Source organism: Streptomyces sp. NPDC055099, assembly GCF_053607685.1.
Genome location: NZ_JBSGUA010000001.1, coordinates 513,613 through 531,385 on the forward strand (window position 1 = coordinate 513,613; position 17,773 = coordinate 531,385).

Below are 17,773 nucleotides of genomic sequence, written 5' to 3' on the forward strand. Positions count from 1 at the left end.
CCTCGCTGGGCGGCCCTGTCCTTGTCGTCAACCGAGAGGCAGGCGAGCGAACCCTTGCCGGCAGCCGCATCCGTCGCACCCGTTCCCCCGCAGACCTCGCGCACGCAGGCCCCTCCGTCCGGCGATGCCTCGGGGAACGCCCCGGCCACCCCGACGGGCATCCCGGCGAACACTCCCCCGGACGCCCGGCCGGAGGTCACGGTCGTCGACCCGGTGCTGGTCAAGCGGGCAGTGAAGGCGGCGGCACTCGGCAACGCGATGGAGTGGTTCGACTTCGGCGTCTACAGCTACATCGCCGTGACGCTCGGCAAGGTCTTCTTCCCCTCGGGTAACCCCACGGCCCAGCTGCTCTCCACCTTCGGCGCCTTCGCGGCGGCGTTCCTGATCCGCCCGCTGGGCGGCATGGTCTTCGGCCCGCTCGGTGACCGCATCGGCCGCCAGAAGATCCTCGCCCTCACCATGATCATGATGGCGGCGGGCACGTTCGCGATCGGCTTGATCCCGTCGTACGCCACGATCGGCGTGGGCGCCCCGATCCTTCTGCTCCTTGCCCGCCTGGTGCAGGGCTTCTCTACGGGCGGCGAGTACGCGGGCGCCTCCACCTTCATCGCCGAGTACGCCCCCGACAAGAAGCGCGGCTTCCTCGGCAGCTGGCTGGAGTTCGGCACCCTCGCGGGCTACATAGGCGGCGCGGGCCTGGTAACCCTGATGACCGCCCTCCTCTCCACCGACGACCTCCTCTCCTGGGGCTGGCGCATCCCGTTCCTGATCGCGGGCCCGATGGGTCTGATCGGCCTGTACCTGCGGATGAAGCTGGAGGAGACCCCGGCGTTCGCCGCGGAGCTCGCCAAGGCCCACAAGGACGAACAGTCCCGCCCGAAGGTGCGGCTGCGCGAGATGGTCACGGGCCAGTGGAAGGCGCTGCTCCTGTGCATGGGCCTGGTCCTGGTCTTCAACGTCACGGACTACATGCTGCTCTCGTACATGCCGAGCTATCTGACGAGCGAGCTGAAGTACGACGAGACGCACGGGCTGCTCGTCGTGCTCGCCGTGATGGCGCTGATGATGTGCGTCCAGCCGTTCGCGGGCGCGCTGACCGACCGGGTGGGCCGCCGCCCCGTGATCGCGGCAGGCTGCGCGGGCTTCCTGCTCCTGTCCGTCCCCGCCCTGCTCCTGATCCGCCAGGGCTCGCTCTGGGCGATCGGCCTCGGCATGGCGGCACTCGGCCTGCTCCTGGTCTGCTTCACGGCGTCGATGCCGTCGACACTCCCCGCCCTCTTCCCGACCAAGGTCCGCTACGGCTCGCTCTCCATCGGCTTCAACATCTCCGTCTCGATCTTCGGAGGCACGACACCGCTGGTGGTGACGGCCCTGATCGGAGCAACGGGAAACATGATGATGCCCGCGTACTACATGATGGCGGCGGCCGTGGTGGGCGGCATCGCGGTCTGGTTCATGACAGAAAGCGCGGGCCGGCCGCTGCCGGGGTCGGGTCCGGCGGTGGAGGGGAGCCCGGCGGCGGAGGGGAGCCCCGCGGTGGAGGGAAGTCCGGCGAACGGGGCGAGGTGAGGGTTGGGGTGAGGTGAGCGTTGGGGTGAGGTGGGGCTGAGGTGGTGAGATGTTGCGGGGCGGTCCTTGCGGTGCATGGCTTCTGGTGCGGCGCATCGCTTCCGGTCCGGGCGGGCTTGGGGCTGCTGCCTCGGCCCAAGCCCGGCCTTCCAGCCCGTCCGGGCTTGGGGCCGAGGCGCCCCGTCCCGGTCTTTCCAGCCCGTCCGGCGCTTGAGGACGAACTCGGCGGAGCCGGTGATGGACGGCAAGCAAGGCCGCGCGGCCAGCTACGGCATCCAAGGCCGCGCGGCCAGGCTGAGCCAACCTCAGCAGGCCCCTCCCAGCCCGTCCGGCGCTTGAGGACGAACTCGGCGGAGCCGGTGATCGACGGTGACCAAGGCCGCGCGGCCAGCTAGAGCCGCGGGCCCACCCCATTCAGCCCGTCCGGCGCTTGAGGACGAACTCGGCGGAGCCGGTGATGAACGGCACCCAAGGCCGCGCGGCCAGCTACTGCGCCAGAGCAGGTTTTCGGGAAGGGGTGGGGTTGGGGACAAGCCCCGCAGGGGCCACCGACCACCCCGCTAAAGGCCACCGCCTACCTCGGCACACCCGCCTGCCACCCCACAAACAACGGCACCTCCCCCATCCCATCAAGCACCACAACCCCGAACGGCCGGTTAAAGGCGATCCACTCGACCCGTCGAGGGACATAAGCCCCACCAGGAGCCATCGGCACAGCCGTCACCGCCGCCGCCTCCACCCCCTCCTCCGCGACCCGCACCACAACCTCCTGCACCACCTGCGATATCGCGAGCCTCTCCGGCGACATCCCGGAGAAGTCGGCTCCCTCCCCCATAGCCCAACGCACCCCCAACGCGGCCAACTGCTCCGTCGCGTCGACCCGCGTCCGCAAGGACATCCGCGGCAGCGCCATATTGATCTGCTCGGCGTCGATCCCCGTCCACCGCCCCTCCGGCGCCCACGCCAGCGGCAGCACCTCGGCGGCCCCGGCCCCCGGCTCGCCGAGGACGAACCGCACCCGGGCCGGCGCCCGCCCGCCCTCCGCCCGGCACTTCAGCTCGACGACACTCGCACCGCCCACCGTCCAGGCGGAGTTCAGCGGAACGGGCCGGTGCATCGTGGGCACCCGGTGCCGTACACCGAGGGAGTCCGTGAAGTCCTGGTCACGCGTACCCGCCCCTTCGAAGGGGATCTCCCAACGCGCCTTGAGCGCAAGCACGTTGACGAGAAGCAGCAGCACATCCGGAGTGATCACCACCGGCAGCCGCTCGATCAGCCCCCCGGTAGCCTCCCGCACCCAAGCATCAATCCCACCCGAGCCCACGCCACCCGACCCCGAGCCGTCCGCATCCGCATCCGCATCCCCATCCGCATCCGCATCCGCGTCACCCATCGGCCCGAACCCCACATCCGGCAACGCCTCCCGATAGGCGCGGTACACCGGGCCCCTGCTCCACACCCGCGTGGCGACGGCCACCGCATCCGTACCGCCCAAGGCCCGCGCGGCAGCCGTGACCACTCCGGCAGCCTCTCCCCCCGCGACGCCGAGCAACTCCCGCAACTCCCCGGCGGTTTCCCCTCGCGCGCCCACAGCAACGGCGGCCAGCGCGAGCCACAACCCCGCGGGCGAGCACACGAAGTCCCCCGCACCGGCATCCTCACCGCGCCCCGGCCCACCCCCCGAGCCCGGCGAAGCCATCAGCGGAAGCCACCGATCGGCCAGCCCCCGGACAGCATCCACGGGCAACCCCCGCCCAACACTCACATCAGCCCCGGCCCCAGCCCCAGCACCCGCCCGGACCCCATCCCCGTACGTCATCTGAACCCCCGCAGCTCTCAGCCCTCGCCAAACCACCACGACCCGCGCCCCGCGACCCGCGACCCGCGCCCCACGCCCCACAACCCATCGACCTCAGTATGCGAGTCCCCACTGACAATCGACCCCACCCCGACTAACATCGTTAGCGAACCTAACGAGTGCCGATTGCCCCGGAAAGGCCCCCATGCCCCAGCAGCAATGGACCGCGGTGGACACGTACTTCACCGATCTGCTCGCCCCCGCCGACGAGGCGCTGGCCGCGGCCCTGCACGACAGCGACGCCGCCGGCCTGCCGCAGATCAGCGTCGCGCCGAACCAGGGCAAGCTGCTCCAGCTCCTCGCACAGATCCAGGGCGCGCACCGCATCCTGGAGATCGGCACGCTCGGCGGCTACAGCACGATCTGGCTGGCCCGCGCCCTCCCCGCGGACGGCCACCTGATCACCCTGGAGTACTCCCCGGTCCACGCCGACGTGGCCCGCGGCAACCTCGCCCGAGCCGGCCTGGACAAGCTCACCGAGGTCCGGGTGGGCCCGGCGCTCGACTCGCTCGCCGCACTCGTGGCCGAGGAGGCGGCCCCGTTCGACCTGGTCTTCATCGACGCGGACAAGGCCAACAACCCGCACTACGTGGAGTGGTCGCTCAAGCTCACCCGCCCCGGCAGCCTCATCATCGTGGACAACGTCGTACGGAGCGGCGCGGTGGTCGACGCGGACAGCACCGACGCCGGCGTGCAGGGCACGCGCGAGGCACTGCAACTCATCGCCGACCACCCGAAGTTGACCGGGACGGCCTTGCAGACGGTGGGCACCAAGGGCTACGACGGCCTGGCCCTGGCCCGAGTACTGGACTGATCCCCCGCCCGGCAGGAAAAAAATCCCACCCACCAGCCACTCCCAACCACCCAAGCTCAGCCCAACCCAACCCAGCCCTGCCCAGCCCAGCCCCCCGGGCCTCAACCCTCCAAATAAAACCCGACGTTCACGCTGCGAGGCCCGGCCCGGTCCTGAATGACGACGTCACCGGACCCGCCCCGGGGCAGCGGAGCCGTCCCCCCGTACTCAAGGGGCGCCGGCACCCCGCCCACACTGAGCCGCACCTCCGAGGCGGGCTCGGGGTGCGACCCGCGCACCCAGGTGACGGTCCAGGCCCCGTCAGGCCCGCAGCGGAACTCCAGATGGGTGCGCGAGACGAACAGCCAGTCATCCGGCGGCACAAGACGGCACACGCCGCGATCGCGCCCCACCCGCAACACGGAACCCGGCGCGCTCGGGGCGTCGGCCATGAGCATGCCCGCGGTCGCCCCCTCGTCCGCCCCGGCCAGCGAGGCCATGGTCAGCTCCAGCACGTACGCTCCCCCAGCTCTCGGCGTCCAGAAAGCGCGACGGCCGCACACGCCCCCGCGCCGCCGCATCCTATGGCGCACCTCACGTGACCGCACCGTCGCCTGGAACAATGGACGTATGACTGAACGGAAACCACCTGAGGTCAGCTTCGAGTCGTGGATCGACAAACAGATCCGCGAGGCCGAGGAACGGGGCGACTTCGCCACCCTGAAGGGCCGCGGCAAGCCGCTGCCGGCCGCCCTGAACACCACGTCGCACGACGAACAGTGGTGGATCAAACAGAAGATGGCCCGCGAGGGCCTCTCCCACCTCCCCCCGACGCTCGCCCTGCGCAAGGAGGCCGAGGACGTCCTGGCCGCGGCACCGGACGCCCCCTCCGAACGAGCCGCCCGGAAACTCGTGACGGACCTCAACGCCAAGATCACCGAGGCCCTGCGCCTGCCACCCCCGGGCCCGCCCCTGGGCCTGAAGCCGTTCGACGTGGACGAGGTGGCGCACGCATGGCGCGAACGCCACCCGGACAGGGGCTAGCCCGGCAAGCTCCGCCGGCGCCCCGACCTCAGGTCGGGTCGGTCACCGCGGCCGCACGCCCCTGCGGCAGGATGGCCTCATGAGCATCGTGAAGATCAACGTGCTGACCGTTCCCGCCGAGCAGCGGGAAACCCTGGAGAAGCGCTTCGCGTCCCGCGCCGGCGCCGTCGAGAACTCGGACGGCTTCGAGTGGTTCGAGTTGCTCCGCCCCATCGAAGGGACCGACGACTACCTCGTCTACACGCGCTGGCGCGACGAGGAGTCCTTCCAGGCGTGGATGGAGGGCCCGATGAAGGCCGCGCACCAGGGGGGCGGCGCCGCGGGCGGAGAGCGGCCCAAGCCCGCGTCGAGCAGCGCCGCCGTGTGGTCGTTCGAGGTCGTACAGCAGGCCGCGCCCAAGGGCTAGCGACCGCTGCCCGATCCCCGCCCGGCCCCGGCTCCGTCGATCGGCGCGGCACGGCACGGCGCGGCACGGCGGAAAAGCGATACCGGCGCCCGCCTGCCCCGTGGTGCCATGAGTTCATGATGTCCACCGATCGGATACTCGCCTTCGCGGCCATGTCGTTTCTGCTCATCGTGATTCCCGGGCCCAGCGTCCTGTTCGTGATCGGGCGGGCGCTGGCGCAGGGGCGCCGGGCCGCGCTGACCTCGGTGGTGGGGAACACGATCGGCGCGTACGTGCTCGTGGTCGCCGTCGCCCTCGGGGTCGGCACCGTCGTGGAGCGCTCGGTCGTCGTGTTCACGGCGCTGAAGCTGCTGGGCGCCGCGTACCTGGTGTATCTGGGGGTCAAGGCGGTGCGTCAACGCGGTTCGCTGTACGCCTCGTTCACCGGCGACGCCCCCGCCCACAGCGGCCTTCGTACGCTGTGGGAAGGGTTCGCCGTCGGTGTGGCCAATCCCAAGACCATCGTCTTCTTCGCCGCCGTGCTGCCGCAGTTCGTCGACCGCGAGCAGGGGCACGTCATGCTGCAGATGCTGCTGCTCGGCCTGGTCTTCAACGCCATCGCCCTCGCCTCCGACAGCGTGTGGGGGCTGGTCGCGGCCACCGCGCGCGGCTGGTTCGCGCACTCTCCGCGGCGCCTCTCGACCGTCGGCGGCGTCGGCGGGCTCACCATGATCGGGCTCGGCGTCAGCATCGCCGCCACCGGACGCAAGGACTGACTACCCCGGCAGCAAGGCCGCGCCGCCCCTAATTCGCTTGCGGGGCACGGCAGTCGCGTCCCGACAATGGCCCATGACCACCCGCATCGAGCACGGCACCTCCCCCACCGCCTCCTGGACCGTTGCCCCCGAGGCCGTCGGCTCCCCCGTCGCCGCCGCACTGTGGCGCGCGTACTACACCGAGGTGAGCGACCGGTACTACCTCCTCCACGAGGGGCGCAGGACCGACCCCGGAGAGCTGGAGCGCGAGGTCGCGGCGGAGACCGGCGACGACCTGCGCCCGCCCACCGGCGCACTCCTTGTCGCCCGGTACGGGGGCGAACCCGCGGGTACCGCCGGGGTGCGGCTCACGGACGACCTGCCCGGCCCTCCCACCGCCGAGCTCAAGCGCGTCTTCGTCCGCGAGGACATGCGCGGCAAGGGCGGCGCCGCGCTCCTCCTCGCCGCCGCCGAGGACGCCGCCCGCGCGCTCGGCGCCGAGCGCATCATCCTCGACACCCGCCTCGACCTCGTCGAGGCCAGGGCGCTCTACGCCCGGCACGGCTACGAGGAGAGCGAGCCGCTCACCGAGCGGATGTACGCGGAGTGCTGGTACGCAAAGAAGCTGACCTGACCTGCCCCCGCCTGACCCCTGACCCCACCCGTCCTGCCTGACCCGTCCCGACCTGACTTCCCCCCACACGGGCATGAGAGCGAGGTGGCGGCGCCGCTCAGGCCGCCACCCCGCGCTGTGGCGACCTGCCGTTGTGCGGCTGTTCGGCGTCGGAGCCGCACATCTCGGCGCCGAGCTCCTCGACGAGCTTGACCAGGTCGGTGGGCCGGTCGGGCCCCCACCAGTCGCCGAGCAGTTCGGCCAGCGACTCCTCGCGGGCCCTGGCGAGCCTGGCGACCGCCGCCCGGCCCGCGTCGGTCAGCGTCAGGCCCATGCCCTGGCGCAGGGCGAGCCTGCGCTCCTCGACCTGGCGGGACGCCGCCGTGATCACGGACAGGGGCACGGTGGTGCGCTCGGCGAGCATCGCCGGCTCCACGTGGCCGTGCCGGCTGATCCGCAGCAGGAGCCAGCTGGCGGCGGGCAGCAGGTCGTAGCCCGCCCGCTCGGTGATGCGTACGTAGATCTCGCGGCGGCCCTCCCGCGTCCCGAGGACGGAGAGCGCCCGCGCCACCTCGTCGTACGACGAACGCTCGACGGGATTGCTGGCGAGCGTCTGCGTCGGATCGGGCGCCGTGACCGAGCCGCGCAGCTTGTCCTCGCGCAGGAACCAGGCCAGGACGAAGGCGACCAGGGCCACCGGCGCCGCGTACAGGAAGACGTCCGTGATGGAAGAGGCGTACGCGTGGACGACGCCGGGTTGCAGCGCCGCCGGAAGTTCGGCGATGCCGCGCGGGTCCGCCTTCAGGGAGTCCGCGCTGACGCCGGGCGGCAGCTGCTGCCCCGCCACGGCGTCGTCGAGCTTGGTGACGAGCCGGTTGGCGAAGATCGTGCCGAAGATCGCGACGCCGAACGAGGCTCCGATGGAGCGGAAGAACGTCGCGCCGGACGTGGCGACGCCCAGATCCCCGTACGGGACCGCGTTCTGCACGATCAGCACCAGGACCTGCATGACCAGGCCGAGCCCGAAGCCGAAGACGAAGAAGTAGGCGCTCATCTCGCCCGTGCCGCTGTTCTCGTCGAGCTGGTGCAGGAGGAGCAGGCCGAGGGCCGTGATGCCGGTGCCCGCGACCGGGAACACCTTCCAGCGGCCCGTACGGCTGACGATCTGGCCGGACGCCGTCGACGAGATCAGCATGCCGATCACCATCGGCAGCATGTGCACGCCCGACATCGTCGGCGAGACACCCTGGACGACCTGCAGGAACGTCGGCAGATAGGTCATCGCGCCGAACATCGCGAAGCCGACCACGAAGCTGATGATCGCGGAGAGCGTGAACGTCCTGACCCGGAACAGTTTCATCGGGATGACCGGCTCGGCCGCCCTGCGCTCGATGGCCACGAAGGCCGCGGCGAACACGACGCCGAGCACGGCGAGCACGATGATCTGCGGCGATCCCCACTCCCAGGTGGTGCCGCCGAGCGAGGCGACGAGGACGAGGCAGGTGGCGACGGCCGCGATCAGGAAGGTGCCGAGATAGTCGATGACGTGCTTCGTCGAGCGCACCGGGATGTGCAGGGCCGCGGCGATGACGACGAGCGCGACGACACCGATCGGGAGGTTGATGTAGAAGACCCAGCGCCAGCTGAGATGCTCGGTGAAGAGGCCGCCGAGCAGCGGCCCGAGGACGCTCGTCGCACCGAAGACCGCACCGAACAGGCCCTGGTACTTGCCGCGTTCACGCGGCGAGACAATGTCACCGACGATCGCCATCGACAGGACCATGAGTCCGCCGCCGCCGATTCCCTGGAGCGCGCGGAAGCCGATGAGCTGCGGCATGTTCTGCGCCATGCCGCAGAGCGCCGAGCTGACCAGGAAGATCACGATGGCCAGCTGGAACAGCTTCTTGCGGCCGTACTGGTCGCCGAGCTTGCCCCAGAGGGGCGTCGCGGCCGTCGCGGCGAGCAGATACGCGGTGACGACCCACGAGAGGTGCTCCATGCCGCCGAGCTCGCTGACGATGGTGGGCAGCGCGGTCGAGACGATGGTCTGGTCGAGGGCGGCGAGCAGCATGCCGAGCAGCAGCGCACCGATGGAGACCAGTACGCCGCCGTGCGCGTGCGCGTCCGGTGGCCCGGGGACGGGATCTGGCTCCGGCCCCACGGGGCGGGCGCTGACGTCCTGCGTCATGGACACCTCCTGAGGACTCCCGCGTGTCCTGCGAGGGCTCTCCCTCTCCATCCTGGTCCGTGTGACCCGTTATGGCCTGTTGAAGCGTGGGTCTGCATAATCGCTGGAGTTCTCTAGGGGTGGGGTACGAAGAGTGAGCAGCACGGAAAGACGTCCGGACGGCGACGGCAGCGGCCCGGGGGGTGAGCGGCGGTGTCCTGAATGCGGTGCGTCGCGCGCAGCGGGCAGCGCGCCTGTCTGCGGCTGTACGGAACGGGCCGCCGACGCGGCACGGGACGCTAGGTCCGCGGACGCGGCCGCCGCGGAGGACTTCGATCCGCTGCGTATCCGTCCGTACGTGACGTTGCCGGAGCCCGGCCTCGCGCAGGAGCCGGCGCCCGAGCCGGCCCCCGCCCACGTTCTCCCACCGGAGGCCGCGGCTCCGCCGCGCTCGGCGGACGTGGGGCTGTTCGCGCAGGGCGGGGCGGGCGTGGACGGTGCGGGCAGCAACCTTTCCGCACCGGGAGAGGACGGCTCCGCGCCCCCTCTGCCGTACGACGACGGACCAGCGCCGCGGCGCCGCCGTGCGGGCGTGTACGCGGCCGTGAGCGCCGTGGCGGCGGTGGTCGCCGTCGCGGTGCTCGCCGCCGTCCTGCTCTCGCCCGACAAGCCGCAGCGGGAGCAGGCGCTGCCGGACGTGCCGACCCGTGCGGTGACCGGCCCCTCCGAATCCGCCACGGAGGCGCCGCCGCCCTCGACGACGTCCGCCGCACCCTCCGCGTCGCCGTCCACATCGGCGTCATCGTCCGCCTCGCCCAAGGCGAGCCCGTCCCCCGCCCCGTCCCGCTCGGCCTCGGCCAAGCCGCGGACCACCCGGCCGCCGAGCCGCTCGACGGCACGGGCGACGGGCTCGGTGGAACCGGCGTCCCCCAAGGCCGACCGCGTCCTGCGCCGCGGCGACAGGGGCCCTGAGGTCGCGGAACTCCAGGAACGCCTGCAGCAGTTGTACCTCTACATGGATACAGCCCACGGCAGGTACGACCGCCAGGTGGAGGACGCGGTGGCCCGCTACCAGTACGCCCGCGCGACGCACGGCGACGGCAGGGGGGTCTACGGCGAGGAGACGCGAGCGGCACTGGAGGCGGAGACGCGGGAGCCGTAGGGCGGCGGGAGCCGTAGGGCGGCGGGAGCCGTAGGGCGGCGGGAGCCGTTGGACGGCGGGGGACGCGGGGTGCCCTGCCGCACGGGGGACGCGGGGTGCCCCGCAGCACGGGGGAACACGGGGCGCCCTGCAGCACGGAGGAACCCGAGGTGCCCCGCAGCACGCGGGAACAGGGGGCGCCCCGCAGCCCGGGAGAACCCGAGGTGCCCCGCAGCACGGGGGAACACGGGGCGCCCTGCAGCACGGAGGAACCCGAGGTGCCCCGCAGCACGGGGCAGGCGAAGACCCCCCTCAGCCCGCGGGAACGCGAGACGCCCCCACCACCGGGAAGTGCGAGGCACCCCGCCCCAGGAGGAAACGCGAGACTCCCGCGCACCTGGGAAACGCTAGGCACCCCACCTCACGGGGAACGCCCCCACCACCGGAAACCCAAAGACGCCACGCAAGCCGCCCCCACCACGGGAAACGCAAAGACGCCAAGCAAAGCCGCCCCCACCACCAGAAACCAAAAGGCGCCCCGCACCGCAAAGGTGCAAGGCGCCGGAACCCGCAGTGGACGAGTGGACGGCCGCACAGCCGGGCGAAAGCCGCAGCAGACCAGCCAAAGGCCAGCAAAGCTCAGCCGAAGCTGAGCCGCATCCCCCCACCGGCAACCGGCTCCACCCGTACCTCCGTCAGATCGGCGACATGCACGGTGGGCCCGAACTCCCCGGCCCGGGGGCCGATCCCCACGACCCGCATGCCCGCCGCGAGCCCCGCGGCTATACCCGCACCGGAGTCCTCGAACACGACGCAGTCGGCGGGGTCGAAGCCCAGCTCGGCGGCGCCCTTGAGGAACCCCTCGGGGTCGGGCTTGCTCGCGCTCACACTCTCCGCGGTGATCCGCGTGGCCGGAAGCGCCAGCCCGGCCGCGGCCATCCGCCCGTTGGACAGGGGCACGTCGGCGGACGTCACGAGCGCGTGCGGCAGCCCTTCGAGGGAGGCCAGGAAGGCCGCCGCGCCCGGCACCGGGACGACGCCCTCCATGTCGGCGGTCTCGGCGGCCAGCATCTCGCGGTTCTCCGCGTAGTTCTCCTCCATGGGCCGCTCGGGCAGCAGCACCGCCATCGAGGCGTACCCCTGGCGGCCGTGGACGACCTTGATGACCTCGTCGAAGTCGAGACCGTGCCGCTCGGACCAGCGCCGCCAGCAGCGCTCGACCACCGCGTCGGAGTTGACGAGGGTCCCGTCCATGTCCAGGAGGAGAGCCCGGGCGGTCAGAACAGAGGCGGTCTCAGCCGTCATCGGCGTACTCCAGAGGCACAGAGGACAGAGGGGGTGCGGAGATGTCGCGGGAAAGGATCAAGGCAGCTCCGCCCGCCGGTCAGGGAACACGGGCGGAGCCACTTTGTTTCTCCACGATACAAAAAGGGGCCAACAGACGCCAGCACCGCAGGTCACACCCCTTACAGGGCATCAAGCCCCCGCCCCAGCGCCCCGACAAACCCCGAACCCCAAGGCCCGGGGCCCGACCGCCCGCCCGTCCGCCCGTCCGCCCGTCCGCCGCTCAGGCAATCGCCTCGTACAAGCTCCACACCCCGAGCCCCAGCATCAACAGCGCCGCGATCTTGGTGATGAGCGCCAGCGGCACCCGCTTCATCAGCGCCTTTCCGCCGACGATGCCGAGCCCGGCGACCGCCCACAGCGCGAGCACCGCACCGAGACCCACGGAGAGCGGGTCGTCGTACCGAGCGGCCAGGTTCGCGGTCATGATCTGCGTCAGGTCACCGAACTCCGCGACCAGGATCAGCATGAAACCCGCGCCGGACACCTTCCAGAAGCTCTGGTCCTTGGGCTCGCGGACCTCTTCCTCGTCCTCGCCGCCCTTCAGGAGCAGCATCGCCGCCCCGCCGAGGAAGAGGACGCCGGTGAGGGCGTGCAGCAGTTGCTGCGGCAGGAGCGTCAGGACGCTGCCCGCCGCCACGGCGAGCACGACATGGACGACGAAGGCGGCCGCGACCCCGGCGAAGACGTACGAGGCGCGGTAGCGCGTCCCGAGGACGAGCCCGGCCAGCGCTGTCTTGTCCGGAAGTTCGGCAAGGAAGACGACGCCGAAGACGAGCGCCGTCACGCTGATGCTGATCAAGGTTCCTCAATCGGTCGGGGCTGCCCCACCGAGAGCAATCTGTACCTCACGTACGACACCTCGGCACGGCAGCACACACGGACGTACACGGTCATGTACGTCGGGTACTGCTTGCCGAAGGTCTCGCTGGCCGACCCGGTCCGCCGCGGTACACCGCGTGGACGACGGGGCCTGCCTCCGGGCGCCGGCTCAGGCGAGCTGAGCAGTATGTCGACGGTCCGGCGAAGAGCTACTCCCCTTCTGCGCCATCCATCGTACGGGACGCACGAACACCCCGGACCAGGGTCTTTCGACCCCCCATCATGTGACCCGGGTCACTCAAATCCAACTCCCGTACGCATGAACGCACATGACACGGCGCCAGAACTCTTGAACTGAGCACCTGATTGACGCGACCCTGTCACCTGACGCACATCCGCAGGAAACCCCACCGCGTCAGCATGGCCGCCCCAACGGCCAACATCCCCCCACATCAAGGGAGTTCGTATGTCCGCTGTCTACGCGCGTCGACGTCTCGCCACGGTCACCGCCCTGACCGCTCTCACCTCCGCGGCGGCCCTCCTCACCGGCGCACCCGCCCAGGCCGCTCCCCCGGCGCCGGTCTCCGCCGCCACGGCCCGCACCTACCTGGGCCAGCTCACCGAGAAGGCAGAGGGTTCGTCCGACGGCTACAGCCGCGAGAAGTTCCCGCACTGGAGCACCCAGTCCGGCGCCTGCAACACCCGCGAGGTCGTCCTCAAGCGCGACGGCACGAACGTCCAGCAGGACTCCAGTTGCGCGGCCACGTCCGGCACCTGGAAGTCCCCGTACGACGGCGGCACCTGGACCGCCGCGTCCGACGTCGACATCGACCACGTGATCCCGCTCTCCGAGGCCTGGAAGTCCGGCGCGAGCAGCTGGACCACCGCCCAGCGGGAAGGTTTCGCCAACGATCTCAGCCGCCCCCAGCTGATCGCCGTCACCGACAACGTCAACCAGAGCAAGGGCGACCAGGACCCGGCGGAATGGATGCCGCCCACCACGTCGTACCACTGCTACTACGCCCGGATGTGGGTGGACGTGAAGCACCACTACAACCTCACGGTGAACGCGGCGGAGAAGACCAAGCTGGCGTCGGTCCTCAACGGCTGCTGAGACCAGCGGCTCGCATGAGCCGTGAGACCAGCGGCTCGCATGTGCGGTGAGACCGCCGGCTCGCATGAGCGCTGAGGTCACCGGCCTGTAACCAGCGGGAATCCCCGGAACCTCCCCACTGGCCTCCGTCGTTCCGTACCGTACGGGGCGACGGAGGAGAGTGATCATCGTGGCACGGCTGCGCCTGGGTCCACTGCTGAGGTATGTCGACGGTTCGACGGCGACGGTCTGGGTCGAGGCCGACCGCCCGTGCACCGCCGAGGTGCGGTGCGCCGACGGCTCCAAGGGCACGGCGAACACGTTCCAGATCGCGGGCCATCACTACGCGCTCATCCCGGTCACCGGGCTGCGTCCGGGCACGGAGACCGCGTACGAGGTGCGGCTCGGCGACAGCGGCGCCCCCGTGTGGCCGCTGCCGGACTCGCCCTTCCCGCCGAGCACCATCCGCACGCCCGGCGACGGCGACGACGAGGCGCTCCGGGTCACCTTCGGGTCCTGCCGCTGGGCCGCACCGCCGAGCGACGAGCACGACCCCGTCGGGCCCGACGCCCTCGACACCCTCGCCGCCCGCATCGCCACCGGCACGCCCGCCGACCGCCCGGACGTCCTGCTCCTCCTGGGCGACCAGGTGTACGCGGACAACACCTCCGAGGCGACGCGGCGCTGGCTCGCGGCCCGCCGCAATCTGAACGACCCGCCGGGTGACCAGGTCGCGGACTACGAGGAGTACACCCACCTCTACTACGAGTCGTGGCTCGACCCCGAGGTGCGGTGGCTGCTCTCCACCGTGCCCAGCTGCATGATCTTCGACGACCACGACGTCATAGACGACTGGAACACCAGCGCGGCCTGGCTCGCCGAGATGCGCGCGACGCCCTGGTGGCGCGAGCGCGTGCTGAGCGGCCTGATGTCGTACTGGGTCTACCAGCACATCGGCAATCTGCCGCCCGCCGAACTCGAACGCGACGAGCTGTACGCCACGTTGCGCTCGACACCCGACGGCACGGACGCGCTGCGCGCCTTCGCCTCCGCGTCGGACGCCGATGCCGGGGCGACCCGGTGGAGCTACCGCCGGGACTTCGGCCGCGTACGCCTGCTCATGATCGACACCCGGGCGGCGCGCGTCCTGGACGAGCAGAACCGCGCGATGATCGACCCGGAGGAGGCCCGCTGGCTGCGCGAGCAGGCGCTGGACGGCGTGGCGGGCAGAACGGGTGGCGAAATCGGGGCGGGCAGCACGGGTGGCGAAATCGGGGCGGGCAGCACGCGCGGTGGCTACGACCACCTTCTGATCGGTACGTCGCTGCCCTGGCTCCTGCCGCACCTCATCCATGACGCCGAGGGCTGGAACGCCGCGCTGTGCCGTGGCGAGCGAGGGGCGCGCTGGGCCCGCTTCGGCGAGAACCTGCGTCGGCGTTCGGACCTGGAGCACTGGGCGGCGTTCCCCGCGTCCTTCGACGCCCTGACCTCCCTGATCGCCGAGGCGGGCACGGGAGCGGGCGCCCCGGCGACGGTGTGCGTGCTCTCCGGCGACGTCCACCACGCGTACATCGCGGAGCCCACGTGGCCGGACGGCGGCGGTCCCGAATCCCGCGTCCTGCAGCTGACGTGCTCCCCCGTCCACAACTCCATCCCCGCGTCGATAAAACTGGGCTTCCACTTCGGCTGGAGCAGGGTGGGCCGGGCGCTGGGCCGCCGCTTCGTACGCCACGGCCGTTCGGCACCGGCAGCCATCAACTGGCGCAAGACAGGCGGGCCTTGGTTCGGCAACCAGCTCATGACGCTGACGTTGCGGGGCCGCTCGGCCCACGTGCGTCTCGACCAGGCGCAGGTGGTGAAGGGCGTGGGCACGCACCTGAAGACGACCCAGGAGTCACAGCTCTCTTGACGCGGCGGGGGCGTGGCTCACGGGTTCGCGAGACCTCGTGAGACCCCTCAGGCCCCTTTGTTTTCCATAACCCCCCATAGGACACAGGCGCTTCACACACCTCACGTGACACAGGACACACCTGTCCGGTGATCCTCCGCTGCGGGGTTCGCCTTCCGGTGCCGCGGCGGCATGATGAGGCGGACCGTCCGCTTCCATCGCCCTCAACACCCCGCATCCCCCACCGCCCCTTGCAATGCCCGGGAGTCACGCCTTTGTCCGCACCATCCGCATCGGCCGCACCGGACCATGACGTCGCAGACGCAATCGCAGACGCAGAGGCAGTCGCAGTCGCCGTCGTCGGCGCGGGGCCCCGCGGGACGAGCGTCCTCGAGCGCCTCTGTGCCTCGGCAGCCGAACTCCTGCCGCCGGGAGCACGGCTGACGGTCCACGTCGTCGACCCCTCACCCCCGGGGCCGGGGCGTGTCTGGCGGACCGCCCAGCCGGCCGAGCTCCTCATGAACACGGTCGCCTCCCAGGTGACCCTCTTCACCGACGAGAGCGTCGACTGCGCCGGACCGATCCGGCCGGGGCCGAGCCTGTACGCGTGGGCCGCCGCCGGGCACGCGCCGGGGCTCGGCCCGGACGACTACCCGACGCGCGTCTGCTACGGCCGCTACCTGGAGTGGGTCTTCGCCGAAACCCTGCGCGCCGCGCCCGGATCGGTCCGGGTCGAGGTGCACGCGGCGCGCGCGGTGCGGCTGGACGGCCCGAGCGACGGCCCCCAGTCCCTCGTGCTCGACAGCGGTCGCGAACTCACCGGGCTCGGCGCCGTCGTCCTCGCCCAAGGGCACCTCCCCGCGGTGGGTGACGCCACGCAGGAGCAGTTCGCCGCGCACGCCGCGCGCCACGGCCTCCGCCACATACCACCGGCCAACCCCGCCGATGTGGACCTCTCGGCCATCGCCCCCGGCGAGCACGTCCTGCTGCGCGGGCTCGGCCTCAACTTCTTCGACCACATGGCGCTCCTGACGCAGGCGCGCGGCGGACGCTTCGTCCCCGCGCCCGGGGGCGGGCTGCGCTACCAGCCCTCGGGGCACGAGCCGAAGCTGTACGCGGGGTCGCGGCGCGGCATCCCGTACCAGGCACGCGGCGACAACGCGAAGGGCCCGTACGGACGTCACGAACCGCTCGTCCTGACCCCCGACGTCATAGCCCGTTTCCGCAAGCGCGCGGACAGCGGCGACGCCCCGGACTTCCTCGACGATATATGGCCGCTGGTCGCGAAGGAGGTCGAGACGGTCTACTACACCGCCCTCGTGCACCCCGCCGGACGCGGCGAGGAGTTCCGGGACGCGTTCCTCGCGGCGCCACACCGCAGCCCTCAAGAAGAGCGAGTCCTGGCCGAGTTCGGGATTCCCGGGACCGCGCGCTGGTCCTGGGACCGCCTCGCGCAGCCGCATTCCGGCCGTAACTTCCGTTCCCCGGACGACTTCCGCGCCTGGCTGCTCGCGTATCTGCGCGAGGACACCGCGCAGGCCGCGCTCGGCAATGTCGCGAGCCCCCTGAAATCAGCCCTGGACGTGCTGCGCGACCTGCGCAACGAACTCCGCTTGATCCTCGACCACGGCGGCCTGTCCGGGACCTCACGCCGCGAGCACCTGGACCGCTGGTACACGCCGCTCAACGCCTACCTCTCGATCGGCCCGCCCCGGCGCCGGATCGAGGAGATGACCGCGCTCATCGAGGCGGGCGTCCTCCATGTGCTCGGCCCGCGTCTCGACGTGCGCCCCACCGCGGACGGGACGTACCTCGCGCACTCACCCGACGTACCGGGGTCGGCTGTGTCGGTCACCACAGTGATCGAGGCCCGGCTCCCCGAACCGGACGTGCGGCGCACCGCGGACGAACTGCTCGGGCACCTCCTGAGGACCGGGCAGTGCCGCGCCCACGTCGTCGACGGCCACGAAACCGGAGGCGTCGACGTCACGCCTCGCCCTTATCACCTGATCAACCGTCAAGGTCGTGCGCACGTAAGGCGGTACGCGTTCGGCGTGCCCACCGAGGGCGTGCACTGGGTGACGGCCGCCGGGGCCCGGCCCGGTGTCGACTCGGTGACCTTGTCGGACGCGGACGCGGTGGCGCGGGCCGTGCTGCGAACGGCGGCGGGCGTCGCGAAGATCCCGTCGGCGAGGGGAGTGATCCCGTCCGCAGGGGAAACGGAATCGCCCGAATGGCCAGATGTTGAACTTGCAAGCATTGATTAGGTTCACCTAACCTTGGGCCTCCACTCGGTTACCG

At 71.3% G+C, this 17,773-nt stretch carries 15 protein-coding genes; 10 read left to right on the forward strand and 5 right to left on the reverse strand.

The annotated features are described in order from the left end of the window. Positions 1–54 precede the first annotated feature (54 nt). Positions 55–1,569 (forward strand): glycine betaine/L-proline transporter ProP, encoded by a 1,515-nt coding sequence (gene proP, locus ACWFRU_RS02315; protein ID WP_453683859.1) that lies wholly within the window; start codon positions 55–57, stop codon positions 1,567–1,569. A gap of 574 nt (positions 1,570–2,143) precedes the next feature. Here the strand turns inward: proP and ACWFRU_RS02320 are convergent. Continuing rightward, complete coding sequence (locus tag ACWFRU_RS02320; RefSeq protein ID WP_453683861.1) at positions 2,144–3,388, reverse strand: serpin family protein; 1,245 nt, start codon at positions 3,386–3,388, stop codon at positions 2,144–2,146. Positions 3,389–3,572: 184 nt separating this feature from the next. On the opposite strand from ACWFRU_RS02320, the gene ACWFRU_RS02325 reads away from it, so the two are divergent. Next, the gene (locus ACWFRU_RS02325) at positions 3,573–4,241 is read left to right on the forward strand and encodes an O-methyltransferase (RefSeq protein WP_453683863.1); all 669 of its coding nucleotides are present in this window, start codon (positions 3,573–3,575) and stop codon (positions 4,239–4,241) included. A gap of 101 nt (positions 4,242–4,342) precedes the next feature. On the opposite strand, the gene ACWFRU_RS02330 is transcribed toward ACWFRU_RS02325, so the two are convergent. Beyond that, positions 4,343–4,735: a hypothetical protein gene (locus ACWFRU_RS02330; RefSeq protein ID WP_453683865.1), complete on the reverse strand. Its 393-nt coding sequence runs from the start codon at positions 4,733–4,735 to the stop codon at positions 4,343–4,345. 115 nt (positions 4,736–4,850) lie between these two features. Between ACWFRU_RS02330 and ACWFRU_RS02335 the strand changes: the two genes are divergently transcribed. The 4 genes from ACWFRU_RS02335 (at position 4,851) to ACWFRU_RS02350 (ending at position 7,038) form a co-directional block, all read left to right on the forward strand. Then, positions 4,851–5,264 (forward strand): DnaJ family domain-containing protein, encoded by a 414-nt coding sequence (locus ACWFRU_RS02335; RefSeq protein ID WP_453683866.1) that lies wholly within the window; start codon positions 4,851–4,853, stop codon positions 5,262–5,264. 79 nt (positions 5,265–5,343) lie between these two features. Next, entirely contained in the window at positions 5,344–5,670 is a 327-nt protein-coding gene (locus ACWFRU_RS02340; RefSeq protein WP_453683868.1) for an antibiotic biosynthesis monooxygenase family protein, read from the forward strand. A 116-nt stretch (positions 5,671–5,786) separates the two neighbouring features. Beyond that, positions 5,787–6,425 (forward strand): LysE family translocator, encoded by a 639-nt coding sequence (locus ACWFRU_RS02345; protein WP_453683869.1) that lies wholly within the window; start codon positions 5,787–5,789, stop codon positions 6,423–6,425. 73 nt (positions 6,426–6,498) lie between these two features. Further along, positions 6,499–7,038 (forward strand): GNAT family N-acetyltransferase, encoded by a 540-nt coding sequence (locus ACWFRU_RS02350; RefSeq protein ID WP_453683871.1) that lies wholly within the window; start codon positions 6,499–6,501, stop codon positions 7,036–7,038. Positions 7,039–7,135: 97 nt separating this feature from the next. Here ACWFRU_RS02350 and ACWFRU_RS02355 read toward each other — a convergent pair whose 3' ends face one another. Further along, a complete protein-coding gene (locus ACWFRU_RS02355) occupies positions 7,136–9,205 on the reverse strand; it encodes an MDR family MFS transporter (protein WP_453683873.1) in 2,070 nt (689 codons plus the stop codon). Between the two features lie 337 nt (positions 9,206–9,542). Between ACWFRU_RS02355 and ACWFRU_RS02360 the strand changes: the two genes are divergently transcribed. Next, entirely contained in the window at positions 9,543–10,346 is an 804-nt protein-coding gene (locus ACWFRU_RS02360; protein WP_453683874.1) for a peptidoglycan-binding domain-containing protein, read from the forward strand. Between the two features lie 618 nt (positions 10,347–10,964). On the opposite strand, the gene ACWFRU_RS02365 is transcribed toward ACWFRU_RS02360, so the two are convergent. Together ACWFRU_RS02365 and ACWFRU_RS02370 are read right to left on the reverse strand one after the other, a co-directional pair. Beyond that, complete coding sequence (locus ACWFRU_RS02365) at positions 10,965–11,630, reverse strand: HAD-IA family hydrolase (RefSeq protein WP_453683875.1); 666 nt, start codon at positions 11,628–11,630, stop codon at positions 10,965–10,967. 262 nt (positions 11,631–11,892) lie between these two features. Continuing rightward, positions 11,893–12,471 (reverse strand): TMEM165/GDT1 family protein, encoded by a 579-nt coding sequence (locus ACWFRU_RS02370; protein ID WP_453683877.1) that lies wholly within the window; start codon positions 12,469–12,471, stop codon positions 11,893–11,895. Between the two features lie 486 nt (positions 12,472–12,957). On the opposite strand from ACWFRU_RS02370, the gene ACWFRU_RS02375 reads away from it, so the two are divergent. The 3 genes from ACWFRU_RS02375 to ACWFRU_RS02385 all read left to right on the forward strand — a co-directional run bounded on the left by ACWFRU_RS02375 (position 12,958) and on the right by ACWFRU_RS02385 (position 17,739). Further along, positions 12,958–13,605, forward strand: a complete 648-nt coding sequence (locus ACWFRU_RS02375; RefSeq protein WP_453683878.1) for an HNH endonuclease family protein — start codon at positions 12,958–12,960, stop codon at positions 13,603–13,605. Between the two features lie 169 nt (positions 13,606–13,774). Next, positions 13,775–15,493 carry an alkaline phosphatase D family protein gene (locus tag ACWFRU_RS02380; RefSeq protein WP_453683880.1) on the forward strand — a complete coding sequence of 573 codons (1,719 nt, stop codon included), beginning with the start codon at positions 13,775–13,777 and terminating at the stop codon, positions 15,491–15,493. A gap of 305 nt (positions 15,494–15,798) precedes the next feature. Continuing rightward, positions 15,799–17,739: an FAD/NAD(P)-binding protein gene (locus tag ACWFRU_RS02385; RefSeq protein ID WP_453684497.1), complete on the forward strand. Its 1,941-nt coding sequence runs from the start codon at positions 15,799–15,801 to the stop codon at positions 17,737–17,739. Positions 17,740–17,773 lie beyond the last annotated feature (34 nt).

What these genes read in the sequence shown, in the direction of transcription:
- ACWFRU_RS02325 (WP_453683863.1), top strand. Translation starts at nt 3,573, where the DNA reads ATGCCCCAGCAGCAATGGACCGCGGTGGACACGTACTTCACCGATCTG.
- ACWFRU_RS02335 (WP_453683866.1), top strand. Translation starts at nt 4,851, where the DNA reads ATGACTGAACGGAAACCACCTGAGGTCAGCTTCGAGTCGTGGATCGAC.
- ACWFRU_RS02355 (WP_453683873.1), bottom strand. Translation starts at nt 9,205, where the DNA reads ATGACGCAGGACGTCAGCGCCCGCCCCGTGGGGCCGGAGCCAGATCCC.
- ACWFRU_RS02345 (WP_453683869.1), top strand. Translation starts at nt 5,787, where the DNA reads ATGATGTCCACCGATCGGATACTCGCCTTCGCGGCCATGTCGTTTCTG.
- ACWFRU_RS02365 (WP_453683875.1), bottom strand. Translation starts at nt 11,630, where the DNA reads ATGACGGCTGAGACCGCCTCTGTTCTGACCGCCCGGGCTCTCCTCCTG.
- ACWFRU_RS02350 (WP_453683871.1), top strand. Translation starts at nt 6,499, where the DNA reads ATGACCACCCGCATCGAGCACGGCACCTCCCCCACCGCCTCCTGGACC.
- ACWFRU_RS02340 (WP_453683868.1), top strand. Translation starts at nt 5,344, where the DNA reads ATGAGCATCGTGAAGATCAACGTGCTGACCGTTCCCGCCGAGCAGCGG.
- ACWFRU_RS02320 (WP_453683861.1), bottom strand. Translation starts at nt 3,388, where the DNA reads ATGACGTACGGGGATGGGGTCCGGGCGGGTGCTGGGGCTGGGGCCGGG.
- ACWFRU_RS02375 (WP_453683878.1), top strand. Translation starts at nt 12,958, where the DNA reads ATGTCCGCTGTCTACGCGCGTCGACGTCTCGCCACGGTCACCGCCCTG.